The sequence below is a fragment of the Natrarchaeobius versutus genome, from assembly GCF_041205745.1.
GTDB lineage: Archaea > Halobacteriota > Halobacteria > Halobacteriales > Natrialbaceae > Natrarchaeobius > Natrarchaeobius versutus.
The window spans coordinates 153,146-166,632 of sequence record NZ_JBGFCC010000008.1; the positions used below are offsets into that span (position 1 = coordinate 153,146).

General features: G+C 65.0%; 6 protein-coding genes. 2 read left to right on the forward strand and 4 right to left on the reverse strand.

Features of this window, described 5'->3' with window-relative positions:
* Positions 1–30: 30 nt before the first annotated feature.
* Positions 31–2,466: a glycoside hydrolase family 95 protein gene (locus AB7C87_RS17720; protein WP_369730832.1), complete on the reverse strand. Its 2,436-nt coding sequence runs from the start codon at positions 2,464–2,466 to the stop codon at positions 31–33.
* A gap of 353 nt (positions 2,467–2,819) precedes the next feature.
* On the opposite strand from AB7C87_RS17720, the gene AB7C87_RS17725 reads away from it, so the two are divergent.
* Positions 2,820–4,280: a cellulase family glycosylhydrolase gene (locus AB7C87_RS17725; protein WP_369730833.1), complete on the forward strand. Its 1,461-nt coding sequence runs from the start codon at positions 2,820–2,822 to the stop codon at positions 4,278–4,280.
* 93 nt (positions 4,281–4,373) lie between these two features.
* Positions 4,374–5,138, forward strand: coding sequence for an IclR family transcriptional regulator (locus AB7C87_RS17730; RefSeq protein ID WP_369730834.1), 765 nt, complete (start codon positions 4,374–4,376; stop codon positions 5,136–5,138).
* Positions 5,139–5,257: 119 nt separating this feature from the next.
* Here AB7C87_RS17730 and AB7C87_RS17735 read toward each other — a convergent pair whose 3' ends face one another.
* The 3 genes from AB7C87_RS17735 to AB7C87_RS17745 all read right to left on the reverse strand — a co-directional run bounded on the left by AB7C87_RS17735 (position 5,258) and on the right by AB7C87_RS17745 (position 13,113).
* Positions 5,258–7,732, reverse strand: a complete 2,475-nt coding sequence (locus tag AB7C87_RS17735) for a glycoside hydrolase family 31 protein (protein WP_369730835.1) — start codon at positions 7,730–7,732, stop codon at positions 5,258–5,260.
* 182 nt (positions 7,733–7,914) lie between these two features.
* Positions 7,915–10,896, reverse strand: a complete 2,982-nt coding sequence (locus AB7C87_RS17740) for a glycoside hydrolase family 3 C-terminal domain-containing protein (protein ID WP_369730836.1) — start codon at positions 10,894–10,896, stop codon at positions 7,915–7,917.
* A 216-nt stretch (positions 10,897–11,112) separates the two neighbouring features.
* The gene (locus AB7C87_RS17745) at positions 11,113–13,113 is read right to left on the reverse strand and encodes a beta-galactosidase (protein ID WP_369730837.1); all 2,001 of its coding nucleotides are present in this window, start codon (positions 13,111–13,113) and stop codon (positions 11,113–11,115) included.
* Between the last annotated feature and the right edge of the window lie 374 nt (positions 13,114–13,487).

Genomic DNA, 13,487 nt, shown 5'->3' on the forward strand with positions numbered 1-13,487 from the left:
CGATCGAATCGGTCACGCCGATCGAACCGATCAGCTCCGTTCGAGCACGAGTCGGTACTCGGTCTCCGGCTCGCTCGAGAAGCGAACGACGTTCTCCGCTGGACGCTCGAGTGCGACGTCTGTCCCCGTACTCGTCTCCACGCCGCCGATCCGCGCGTCGAACGTCCGGATGCGGACCGGTTCGTTGCGGGTCGCGTAGACGGTCGCCGCCTCGAGCGTGCCGTCGGACCACGCGAGGTCGACCTCGAATCCGCCACGGGCCCGCAGTCCCTCTACGCGTCCCGTTTCCCAGGCGTCGGGAAGCGCCGGCAGGAGCCGAAGTTCGCCGGCGTGACTCCCCAGGAGCATCTCGGCGATCCCCGCCGTTCCGCCGAAGTTGCCGTCGATCTGGAACGGCGGATGCGCGTCCAGCATGTTGTCGTACGTCGAATCGAAGAGCAGTTTTCGGACGTGCTCGTGAGCCCGTCCGCCGTCCTCGAGCCGGGCGAACAGGGCGACGAGCCAGGCGCAGCTCCAGCCGGTGTGGCCGCCGCCGTGTGGGAGTCGCCGTTCGATCGACGTTCGAACCGCATCGGCGAGTTCGGGCGTCCCGCGGGGCGTGAGCTGGTCTCCCGGGTAGAATCCGAACAGGTGCGAGAGGTGGCGATGGCCGGGATCGACTTCCTCGTAGTCCTCGAGCCACTCCTGTAACTGCCCGCGGTCGCCGATCTGCATCGGCGGCAGCCGCTCGAGTGCGTCCGTGAGGTCGCTCGCGAACGCGTCGTCGACGTCCAGGATCTCGGCGGCTTCGATGCAGTGTCTAAAGAGATCGGTGACGAGCTGGACGTCCATCGTCGGCCCGACACAGACGGTCGCCTCCTGGCCGTCGGGCGTCCGAAACCGGTTTTCGGGGGACGCCGAGGGTGCGGTGACGAGCCAGCCGTACTCGGGGTGTTCGACGAGAAAGTCGAGCAGGAAGGTAGCCGCCTCGCGTAGGATCGGATAGATCGTCTCGAGGACCGCCTCGTCGCCGGAGAACGCGTAGTGCTCCCAGAGGTTGTGACAGAGCCAGGCTGGTGCCATCGGCCAGTGTCCCCACCGGGCGTCGACGGTCTGGACCGTCGTTCGCCAGATGTCGGTGTCGACGTGGGCGGTGAAGCCGTCGCAATCGTAGTACTCGCGGGCGGTTCGACGCCCCGACTCGCGCATCGAATCGACGAACGTCACCAGCGGTTGGGCACACTCCGGGAGGTTCGTCACCTCGGCGTGCCAGTAGTTCATCTCGAGGTTGACGTCGAGCGTATAACAGCAGTGCCAGGGCGGGACGTACTCCTCGTTCCAGATTCCCTGGAGGGTCGCGGGTAACGTTCCGGGTCGTGAACTCCCTATCAGGAGGTAGCGTCCGTACTGGAAGTACAACTGGACGAGGTGCGGGTCGGACGCGCCGTCGCGGACCGCCGCGAGTCGGTCGTCGACCGGCGCGTCGACCGGATCGCCGAGGTCCAGACGCACGCGCTCGAAGAGCGCGCGGTGATCCGCGATGTGGTGCTCCCTGAGCCGTTCGTAAGCGGACGCCGAGGCGTTCGACAGCGTCTCGAGGACCGTGGCTGTCGGCGAGACGGGTGCCTCGTCGGTTGCGACGGCGTCGCCGACGACCGTGGATTCGTCTGCCGAAGCACTCGCGTCTCTGCGTTCTCGCGCCCGGTCGAAGTCCGTGGCGGCGGCGAACAGTATCGTCACCGCGTCGGCGTCCTCGACGACGAGTCCGTCCGGCGACTGGCCCCACTCGTCGTCGACGTTCGGCTCGACGGTTCCGCCCTCCGCCCGGACGGCCGCCCGCCCCTCGAACCGGAGCCCCCAGCCGCCCGAGCCCTGGTAGACGTCCGCCGTGTTCGGCAGGTCGATCACCTGCCCCCGGAGGAGGAGTCGACCGGACTCGTCGACGCCGACGCGCGCACCGCGCTCGCGCTCGAGGCGGACGGTCGCGTCGATTTCGCTCGGTTCGTCACACCTCAGGCGAACCGCGAGGACGTCATCCGGTGCCGACGCGAAGTACTCCCGTTCGAACGTCGTCCCGTCGACCTCGTAGGAGACCCGATAGATCCCGTCCACGAGGTCGAGTTCGCGACGGTAGTTCGTCGCCTCCCCGTGACCTGGCTGTTCGATCACGATGTCACAAAACGGGAGATACGGACGGATCCCCGGCGGATCGCCGCGAAGATGTTCGTCGCACAGTCGCTCGGCCGCCTCGTACTCGCCTTCGAAACACAGCCGGCGGATCTCCTCTAGGTGCTCGGATGCGTCCGGAACGACCTCGTCTTCGTGGCCGCCGGCCCACAGCGTCTCCTCGTTACACTGGATTCGCTCGCACTCGAGCCCACCGTAGACCATCGCTCCGAGTCGCCCGTTGCCGATCGGGAGGGCCTCGAGCCACTCGGTCGCCGGCTCGTCGTACCGGAGCGTGTCCTGTTCGCGCTCGGTTTCCATAGTTCGGACTGGCGCGGCCACCCAATAATCGTTGCGCCGTTTCGCACTCGCCCTCGCGAATCCGTGGTGGCTTACGGTACGGGGAGTTCACACGTCGTTCGTCCGGGAACGGACGATGCGATGTGAGATACGAAACGCCGATCGAGCGTCTCTCGAGCGGATGTACGTCGCGTATCCACCGGAAACCTGGTGTCCGATTCGATCTCGAACGTGGGGTCGACGCCCCGGTGACGTCGTGGGGGAACGAAACCCCGTTTCCAATATGTCATGGGCTCGTTCGTGTCTACGACCGGCGAGTCGACCCGTCGCTCGAGCGGAAATTATTTATTACCGTAGGATATTTCTATAACTGCATGGTTCGCGATAGCCAGCGACATGGTCTGGTGTCGGATCGACTGCGACGACGAACGTTTCTCGCGACGGCGGGTGCGGGGGCGACAGCGCTTGCGTTCGGTGTCCCGTCGGCGTCCGCCGACGACGGATCGTCCCTGCCGCGGTTGCGCACGGACGGGCGATGGATCGAGACCGTCGACGGCGACCCCGTCAGGCTCCGCGGCGTGGCGCCCGCCGACCCCGGTTTCTACGAACTGTACCACCCGAAGAGCGCGACCGAGGTGCTCGAGTGGGCGACTGACCCGGATCGAGGGTGGCACCCGAACTGTGTTCGACTTCCCCTCACCACCCACTCCATCGGGGAGTTCGGCGGCCCGGAGCCGTTCGTCGAGGAGGTAGTGCGCCCGGCCGTCGACCTGCTCGGTGAGCGTGGCATCTACGCGATGGTCGACTTCCACATTATCCGGCCGTACACCCAGGCCGCGACCGACGACTACAACGAGGACGCCGATCCGGAGGACGAACTCGAGCCGATCGACGACGTGATGGAGGACGTTTGGGAGGTCGTCGCCCCCGAGTTCGCGGACGACGATCACGTGGTCTACGAACTGTTCAACGAGCCGACGTACCCGACGACGTGGGGCGAGTACGGCGAGAACGTCGACACGCGCGAGGAGTCGTGGCTGCTCTGGCGCGACGCCGCCCAGCCGTGGGTCGACCTGGTCCAGGACCACGCGCCCGACACGCCGGTGATTGTCGGCTCGCCGTCGTGGACGTCCGAGACGCAGTTCGCCCCGGAACATCCCTTCGAGGGCGAAAACCTGATCTACGCCTCGCACATCTACCCGGACAACGGCCAGCCCGAGGAGTTCGACCACGAGTACGGCGAACCGGCCGAGGACGTTCCCGTCGTCTGCACCGAGTTCGGCTGGGATCCCACCACCGGCGATCACTATCAGGGGACGAACTCCGGCTGGGGCGACCCGTTCCGCGAGTGGGTCGAATCGTACGGGAACATGGGCTGGATCGCCTGGTGTTTCGACGACTCGTGGGGCCCGGCGATGTTCGACTCCCCGGAGGCGGAGGGCAACGAACCCTGGGAGCTGAAAGACGGTCCCGAACAGCACGGCGGGTTCGTCAAGACGTGGCTCGCGGAGGCAGCCGGCGAAGACGACGAGAACGGTAACGGCGAGAACGGTAACGGCGAGAACGGTGACGACCCCGATGATCTCGTCGCCGAACAGTCACCGAGTACGACGTCCGCGTCGGTCGGCGAGTGGATCACGTTCCAGGTCGAGGACACCTCCGGCGACGACCGCTGGATCGTCTCCCTCGAGTGGGAGTTCGGCGACGGCGCGACGGCGAGTGGCTGGTGGACCCAGCACAGCTACGACGAACCCGGTACCTACACCGTCGGACTGATCGCGACCGACAACGACGGACGGTCGACGACCCACGAGGTGTCGGTTGTGGTCTCCTGACTCCCGTGAGTTGGTCGCATCGGTCCATCGGTAATATTCCGGAACGAGCCACTAAATCAAGGATTTTTGTATGTTGAAGAATAATTGAAAATCATGTCACCCAAAGCGAACAACCCAATCAAATCGACGAAAACGACGTTTCGAATCGTCGAGGCCATCAGGGAACTCGACGGTGCTGGTGTAACCGAACTCGCGGAGTATCTCGAGTTGCCAAAGAGCAACGTCCACAACTACCTGAGCACGCTCGAGGAGGAGGAGTACGTCGTCACGGAGGGAACGACGTTCCACGTCGGCATTCGGTTCCTAGAACTCGGTGCCTACGCACGGAGTCGACGGGAGTTGTACGAAATCGCGCGGCCGGAACTGGACAAGATCGCCGAGGAGGAGGGTGAACTGGTGAACCTTCTCGTCGAGGAGCACGGCCGGGGGACGTACATCTACCGCGTCGCGGGCGAGGATGCGGTCCAGGTCGATGCCCACGTCGGGACGCGCGTCTCGCTTCACTGTACGGCACTCGGCAAGACGATCCTCGCTACCCTCCCGAACGAACGCGTCGAGACGATCGTCGATCAACACGGGCTCCCGAAGGTGACCGAGGGAACGATCACCGACCGCGAGGAACTCTACGCCGAACTCGAGGGGATACGCGATCGCGGCATCGCCTTCGATAGGGAAGAACGGCTCGAGGGACTGCGCTGTGCGGCGGCCCCGATCTGTAGCGAGACGGGTCGCGTTCTCGGCGCGATTTCGATCTCCGGGCCGACGACGCGAATCCGGGATGAGCGCCTCGAGACGGAGCTTCCGGCACGTCTCGAGCAGGCGACGAACGTGATCGAACTCAATATCACGTACTCCTGAGAGGGCTATCCTGGCCATTACCGCTGAACTCACGGTTCGCCGTACGTTCACCGCGGCCCCGTCGTGATGGAGGGTCCGTGCGGGTCCCGGCTCCGGCTCGAATGTCTGTCGCGTGCGTGTTATCGATCGACCGAGACGCTCGTTTTGGACCCGTCGTAGGTTACGGTCGTCTGTGGCTCACCTTCCTCGACGCCGCCTCCTCGAGACTGGTCGACGACGGTAATCCGCATCTCCCGGCGATCGACCAGTTCGGGGAACGATCCGTCGCGCTCGTCGATCGTGAGCGTGCTCGCCGCGTCGTCCCACTCGAGGCGGGTGATCGCGTAGGCGCCGTCCTCGTACTCGTAGCTGTCGCCGGCGTCCTCGTAGATCTCGAAAGATCCGTCGCGGCCCGGGTAGACGCGCAGTTCCCAGGGGGCGTCGGGTCGTTCGCCGGTGTGGTTGACGACCGGCCCCATCGGGATGATACTCCCCGCGCGGACAAACAGCGGCATCTTCTCGATGGGCGCGTCGGCGAGGATCGTCTGCCCGCCGTCGTAGCGCTCGCCGGTCCAGAAGTCGTACCACACCGTCCCGTCGGGGAGGTAGACCTCCCGGGCTTTCGCTCGTCCCTCGAGCGTCGTCGAGTCGGGGCCGTAGTACATCGGCTCGGTGACCGGACAGACCAGCAGGGAGGGGCCGCACATGAACTGGTCGGTGACGTCGTGTGTCCGTTCGTCCTCGCGGAACTCGAACGCGAGGTGTCTGAACATCGTGTACTCGTCGTGGGTTTCCCAGCCGGCCAGCGAGTAGATGTACGGCAACAGCCGGTAGCGAAGTTCGTCGAATGTCACGATCGTGTCGTAGATCCGGTCACCGGGTTCGCCAAATCGCCACATCTCGCGGGGCGTGTTCGTCCCGTGTGAGCGAAACAGCGGGAGGAATGTGCCGAACTGGAACCAGCGGGTATAGAGTTCCCGATAGCCGAGATCCTCGTAACCCGCGTCGAAATCGCCGTTGGCGTAGAACTCCGCGTCTGCGTTGTCCGCGACGAAGAAGGCGCCGATGTCGAGTGTCCACTTCGGATTGCCGGTCGCGGTGAACTGGAGGCCGTCGGCGATCTGTTTCTCGAGTCGGTCCCAGGTCGCCTCGATGTCGCCCGACCAGGTGATCGCGCCGTAGCGCTGTTGGCCCGGATAGCCGCTTCGCGTGAGGTTGAGCACTCGCTTGTCCTCGGTCGATTTCCGCTGTCCCTCGTAGATCCCTTTCGCCTGGTAGAGTGAGTACGCGTTGATGTAGGCCGGATCGAGAACGTGTTTGTACTCGCTCGTGATTAACTCGAGGCGCGTTTCGGGTTCGAGCGGCTTCTCGAGTCCCCAGTCGGGGTTGTAGGGTTCAGTCGAGTCGGCCCACCAGGCGTCGACGCCGTGGGAGAACAGCCCATCGTCGGCTTGCTTCCAGTACAACTCGCGGGCGTCGGGATCGAAGACGTCGTAGTAGTTGACCTCGTTATCCGGCGCCGAGAGGTCGTGGTCGTCGAGCAGGTAGCCCGCGTCGGCCATCTCCTCGTAGTTCTCTCCGGTGATCATGTTCGGCCAGATCGAGATCATCAGCTTGACGCCTCGCTCGTGGAGTTCCTCGGTCAACGCGTCGGGATCCGGGAACTGCTCGGGTTCGAACGATTTCTGTCCCCATCGTCCCCAGTCACCACCGGGGCCGCCCCACTCGGCGAAGTCGGGGTCCTCGTCGGTCGAGTTCGGCCAGTACTGCCAGTCCTGGACGATACAGTCGAGTGGAATCTCCCGCTTGCGGTACTCGTCGACGACCTCGAGCAGTTCTTCCTGGGTCTCGTACCGTTCTTTGGACTGGACGTAGCCGTAAGACCACTTCGGGAGCATCGCCGCGTCGCCGGTGAGCTGGCGAAAGCCGGCGACGACGTCGTCGAACTCCGGCCCGTAGACGACGTAGAAATCGAGTTCGTCGACACACTCCGACCAGAAGTACGTCCCGTGGCGGTCGTCGTGGAACGTCGACAACGAGTAACTGTCGAACAGCAGGCCGTACCCGCGCGTCGAGACGAACGCGGGCATCGCCACCTTCGTGTTGTGCTGGTAGAGGTGCTGGTCGTGGCCGCGGTAGTTCGCGATGCCGTCGTCGTGTTGACCCAGGCCGTAGATCGCCTCGTCGTCGGAAAACTCGAGTGAGAGTTTCGTCTCGTAGGCCTCTCGATCGAGGCTCTCGTGGGGTGTCGCGGCGTTCTCTCCGGCGAGGTCGGCGACGTCGACCGGTCGGAGCTCCTTACCGCCTTCCGGGGGTTCACCGAAGAGACGTTCGCCGTCGGCGTCGAGCCACGTGAGCGCGCAGGTCTCTTTCTCGAGGTCGACCCGGAGTGTCTCAGTCTCGAGAGTGACCGTGGTCGCGGTTTCCTCGACGGACCAGTCGGCTTCCGGGGACTGGTCGACGATCATCGGGCTGTCCGTCGACGGCTCGGTGATCGGTTCGTCGCCGACGGCGGCGCGAACGACTGCGTCGTCGATAACCTGTAGTTTGAGAACCCCTTCGTCGGTCCGAACGCACGGACCGTCGGCTTCCGATCGAAGCTGCTCGAACTGCATATCGAAACGTGAGTGTCCCGATCCCTTTACTGTTACCCTCGGGAGCGCGGCGTTCGGGCCGAGACGTCGGTCGCCGCTCAGGCTTGGACGCCGACGCCGCTCGAGGTGGCGACGGTGGGGCCGTCACACTCGACGACTCTCCGGCGACCGGACGACGGCGTGGCTCTCAGATCTGCCCGCTCTCACGCGTCCGACGACGCCGTGTCGGATGCCCCGTCAGTTTCGGCCGGTTCGACCCGGATCGTGTGGAGACGAACGTCGCCGCCGCGGGCGACGACGTACAGATCGCGGTTGTTTCCGTTCGCCCCGTCCAGGCTCATCGTGTGACCGTCGTACTCGTAGATCCCGCCGGTCGGGCCGACGTCCGTCTGACCCAGAAGCGGGCCGGACGGCGAGTCACGGCGCAGTTCCAGCGTGATCGATTCTTCCTCCGCCCGAGCGACCGAGACGGTCGCCTCGGTCGGCCCCTCGTGCAGGTCGACGTCGGCGAAGGAGAGCCACGAGCCGTCGGCCATCCCGACGACGGTTCCCTCGGATCGAGAGCGATCGAGCAGTTCGATCTCGGCCCACGACCAGTCGTCGGCGTCGACGGCTCGCGTCTCCGCGGAGAGATCGCGAGGCGGAATCTTCTCGCCGTCGACCTGGATCGATCCCTGGAGGCGATCGTCGTCGGACGCGGAACCGACGGACACCGCGTGGGTCGCGGACTCGACGACACGTTTCTGTCTGGTCACGTCCCAGAACGAGAACGCGTCGTACTCGATCGGAATCTCGACGGTCGCGCTCTCGCCCGGCTCGAGGTGGACCCGCTCGAAACCGCGCAGCACCCGTTCGGGCTGGCGGGTCCGTGAGTCGTGTTGTTCGGTGTAAACCTGGACGACTTCGTCGGCGGCCATCGAACCCGTATTCGTGATTTGGACGCTGATGGTAGCCGTTTCGCCGGACGTGAGCTGTCCGTTGGGCTCGAGTTCCAGCTGGCGGTACTCGAAACTGCTGTAGGAGAGGCCGTGCCCGAACGCGTAGCGGACGTCGTCCTGTCCGTAGCGGTAGGTCGTGCCGGTCTCCGCGATGTTGTACTCCGTGATGTCGGGGAGGGCGTCCGTCGAACGCGGCCAGGTCTGGGTCAGCCGGCCGCCGGGTGAGACGTCGCCGAGCAACACGTCCGCCAGGGCGTGGCCGGTCTCCTGGCCGGCGTGGCTGGTCCAGAGGATCGACGGAACGCGGCTCTCGGACCCATCGAGGTGGACCGGGTAACTGCTCTTGAGGACGACGGCGGTGTCGGACTGGGCGTCGCCGACGCGCTCGACGAGTTCCCGCTGGGCCGGTGGAAGCGCGAGGGTATCCCGGTCTTGCGTTTCCCGCCCGCCGATCAGTGGATGCGTTCCGACCATCACGACGGCGACATCGGCGTCGCGTGCGGCCTTGACCGCCTCCTCGATGCCGTCGGTTCGGACCTCGAGATCGAACCGGGCGGCCTCGGACTCGTCGTCGGCGCTTGCGTGAAGCGCGCCGTCCTCGACCGCGACGTAGCTGTCGGTGCTCGGATGTCGCAAAACGACGGAATCGCCGATGTCGACGAACTCGAAGGCCTCCTCGACGACCTCCCAACCGGCCGGATCGTCGGCGCCGTTGACGAGTTCCCCGTCGTCGACCGTTACGTACCGTTCGTTCGCCGTCGCCCGGAGCGTCCAGACGTCGTCGGTCCACTGAACGGCCTCGAACAGCTGGACGCTCGGCGCATCCGTCGACTGCAGTCCCAGCGGGCCGCCACCCTTGCCGACGCCCGCCGAGACGTACTCGCCCGAGGATCGCTCTTTGAGCGCGATCCGGTCGGCGCCGACGGCGGGGTCGACCTGGTCGGATCCGAGCCGGTCGCGAATCCCCTCGCGCAGGCTGACCCCGTACGGGAGCGCGCCGCTGTACCAGTCCTCGAACACCCTGTCTGAGACCGGTCCGATCACGGCGACGTCGTCCGACGTCGACAGCGGGAGCGTCCCGTCGTTTTTCAGGAGGACGGTTCCGTCGCGAGCCGCCTCGCGTGCGAGCTCACGATGATCCGGGTGGCCGATGACCTCCTCGGTGAGGTCGGCGTAGGGATCGTCCGACGGCTCGAGGAAGTCCCCGAGCAACGATCGTACGGTCAGGACGTGTCCGGCCGCCCGATCGACGTCGTCCTCGGACAGATAGCCCTCCTCGAGTGCACCCAACAGTGCGTCGACGGTGGTCGAGCTGTCGGCGCCGAACTCGGTGAAGCTGTCGAGACCCGCAAGCACGGCCGCCGCGCGGGCGCGTTCGTCGGAGTCGTAGTACTCCTGTTCGCCGGTCAGGTTCACCGGGGCCCAGGCGTCGCTGACGTTCATGATCGCGTTTTCGTCTGGAGCCCACTCCCGGACCGGATCGTCCAGAAGCGGCGAGGCGGTCATCGGCCGTCCGTTGACGAGGTTGTAGGAGGCCATCACGCCGACGGCGGTCCCGGACTCGATCGGCGGTCGGAAAAACGGGAGGTAGTAGTCGCGAAGAAGCCGCGGCGGCATCTCCGCGTTCGTCGTCGTCCGCTCGGTCTCGTTGTTGTAGCCGATGTAGTGTTTGAGAATCGGCGCCGTCTTGAGGTACTCCGGGTGGTCACCGGCCAATCCGTCGGTGTACGCGGTCGCGATCTCGCCGTTCAACAGCGGATCCTCGGAGTAGCCCTCCTCGTTGCGACCCCAGCGGGGATCGCGAAGCTGGTCGACCGTCGGGGACCAGACGTTGAGTCCGACGCCGCCGTCGGTCGCGTTGTGCTTGCCTCGAACCTCGTCGCCGACGGCGTCGCCGACGCGCTCGACGAGTTCTGGATCCCACGTGCTCGCCAGGCCGATCGCCTGTGGGAACACGGTCGCCTCGCCGAGCCAGGAGACGCCGTGAAGCGCCTCCGTTCCGGTTCGAAACGAGTCGAGTCCCGCCCGATCGATCGGCGGCTGATACTGGTGGAGCAACGAGACTTTCTCCTCGACGGTGAGCCGGTCGAGGATGGCCTCGACCTCGTCGTCGAACGCGGCTGGCTCGTCACTGATTTCCCCGCCGTCGGTCACCGTCGACGATCCGTGTCCGACCCCGCCTATTAGGCCCAGGGTCGTTCCCGCTCCGATACTCGCGAGTAAGGTTCTCCGCATCTGGCTACCCATTGGTCATTACACCACCTCCACCATCCACCAATACATTGAAAAGTATATCTATTAATTGTATATAGAAATAGTTAGAAATAATCTATGCGTGTTCAGCTTTGAACGTGCGAAATCGGCGTCTCGAGTTCTGTTCGACGGCGAACTGCCACCGGATTCGCGAGTGATCGGCCGGTGATCGAACCGGGTCGCCCTCGAGCACGTCCACCGGTCGATTCACTACGAGACGTCGATCTCCGTCATCGGCGCCTCGACGACCGCGAGGTCGTACGCTGGGATCGGGTCGGTTCCGAGAAGCACGGCCGCCTCGTTCGGAACCGAGAGTCTTCGGTCTCTGCTGGTGAAGTTCAACACCCAGGAGTAGCCGTCGCGTTCGACGATGCGAACGTTCGTCGGCAACGGCTCCGGCGTCACGGGGACGCCGGCGTCTGCCAGCACGTCGGTCACCAGGGCGTCCGCCAGCGACTCCTCGGGCCAGACGCCGCAGTAACGAACCTGGCCGTCACCGACCGCGTTGGTCGTCAGGGCGGGTATACCGGCCGTCGTTCCGCCCCGGTAAGTGCCGGTCACGGTCGCCGTCTCCGGGCTCAGTCGTTCGTTCCAGATCCGCGAGTCGAAACCTTTGCCGTCGTACTCGAGCGTTCGATCCATCGTCGGGTGGGGCGCCTCGTGGTGTTCGACGGTCGCACCGACCAGCTCCGCAAGCGGGCCCGGCGGGGCCTCGTTCAGCAGTTTGCTCGAGCGGTCCTTGACGCCCGATCGCATGGTCAAAAGGAGCTGACCGCCGGTTTCGACGTATTCGTGCAGGTGAGCCGCGATCTCGTCGTCGACGAGGTGGAGCGTCGGTGCGACGACGGCCGCGTAGGCATCGAGATCGCGCGTCGGTGGAACGATATCCACGGCGACGCCGCGTGCCCGGAGCGCCCGGTAGTACGTCTCGAGGTGCTCCCAGTAGTCGAACTCGGGGGCGTGTGACTGGACGTTCAGTGCCCACAGGTTGTCGTACTCGTGGAGAAGCGCCACCGGCGCGTCGACGGACGTCGGTTCGGGGAGTCCCTCGAGGTCGGCGGCGGCGTCGGCCGCGTCGGCGTATCCGTCGTCGGGACTGCCGTCGGCCGAACGCAACCCGGAGTGGTACTGTTCGTGTCCCTGTCGGCACCGTCGCCAGCGGAAGTAGACGACCGAGTCGGCGCCGTGGGCGACGGCGTGGTGGGCCCACAGCCGCATCGCCCCGTCGGCCGGAAGCGGCGAGTACGGCGGCCAGTTGATGTCGCCGGGCTGTTGTTCCATCACCCAGAACGGCCCGTCGGCGGCCGATCGATACAGGTCGTGATCGAAGCCGACGACGTCGGGATTGCCGGCGAGCAGGTCGTCGGTCGATAGTTCGTCTCGCGCGTGATGTTGGGTGTGGCCGGTCGGGTACGAATCCCACGCGGCGAAATCGAGGCTCTCACAGACGTCGTAGGCGTCGAGGTGTCCGAAGTGGCTCATGAAGTTGTGGGTCACGAACCAGTCGTCGTTGGCTTCCCGAAGGATCTCCACCTGCCGTTCGTTGTAGGCGACGACGCTGTCGCTTGCGAACCGGTAGTAGTCGAGGCGCAACGAGGGGTTGTGATTCCCCGGTGCCGACCGGGGTGGCTGGATCTGTTCGAAGTCGTTGTACCGCTGGCTCCAGAAGTGGGTCCCCCACGCCTCGTTGAGCGCCTCGACGTCGTCATAGCGCTCGCGGAGCCACTCGCTGAAGGCGTCCGAACAGTCCTCACAGTAACACCGGATCGTGTCGTGACAGCCGTACTCGTTGTCGGTTTGCCAGCCGGCGACGACGGGATGATCGGCGAACCGCTCCGCCAGTCGCGTGACGATCCTGTCCGTCTCGAGGGCGTACGCCTGCGAGTTAAAACAGTAGTGACGACGTCCGCCGAAGTGACGCGTCGTTCCGTCCCGATTCTCCTGGAGGATGTCCGGATGGTCGTCGACGAGCCACCGCGGCGGCGTCGCCGTCGGCGTACACAACACCGCCTGCATTCCACGGTCGCCGACGTACTCGAGGACCGTCTCGAGCCACTCGAAATCGAACTCGCCGCGTGCAGGTTCCAGCCGCGACCAGGAAAACTCGCCCATCCGAACGTACTCGAGGCCTGCATCGGCCATCTGTTCGACGTCGGTTTCCCATCGCTCCCGCGGCCAGTGTTCCGGGAAGTAACACACTCCGATCGACATGGCGTATCCAGATCGCTCATTGGTAATAGGTCTACCGCTCTCCTCCGTGAGATCGCTCGAGACGATTTGTAGTGACGGAGTACGGTCCGTTCGTCCATCTCCCGTTGTTCGGCGGTCCTCGAGTGAGTTGTCGTCGAGAACCGTTTCAGTGCGGCGATCGTCCGGTAGCGTTTCGACATATGAAACTTATCCGTCGTGACTGTACCGATCGATGTCGGCGACTCACATCGCGTGATCGAATTCGCTGTGACCATCTCGTGGGAGGAAGACGGCGTTCACAGACCTGTAGGCTTCGTTATCGGAGTTTCCCGGCACCCAACGAATTTTCCACATTGTTGAACACTCTTTCAACCGCATTCGACCGTACTCGGGGG

Excerpts from the sequence above, each read along its gene's own strand:
- AB7C87_RS17720 (WP_369730832.1), bottom strand. The coding sequence starts at position 2,466 with ATGGAAACCGAGCGCGAACAGGACACGCTCCGGTACGACGAGCCGGCG.
- AB7C87_RS17730 (WP_369730834.1), top strand. The coding sequence starts at position 4,374 with ATGTCACCCAAAGCGAACAACCCAATCAAATCGACGAAAACGACGTTT.
- AB7C87_RS17740 (WP_369730836.1), bottom strand. The coding sequence starts at position 10,896 with ATGGGTAGCCAGATGCGGAGAACCTTACTCGCGAGTATCGGAGCGGGA.
- AB7C87_RS17735 (WP_369730835.1), bottom strand. The coding sequence starts at position 7,732 with ATGCAGTTCGAGCAGCTTCGATCGGAAGCCGACGGTCCGTGCGTTCGG.
- AB7C87_RS17725 (WP_369730833.1), top strand. The coding sequence starts at position 2,820 with ATGGTTCGCGATAGCCAGCGACATGGTCTGGTGTCGGATCGACTGCGA.
- AB7C87_RS17745 (WP_369730837.1), bottom strand. The coding sequence starts at position 13,113 with ATGTCGATCGGAGTGTGTTACTTCCCGGAACACTGGCCGCGGGAGCGA.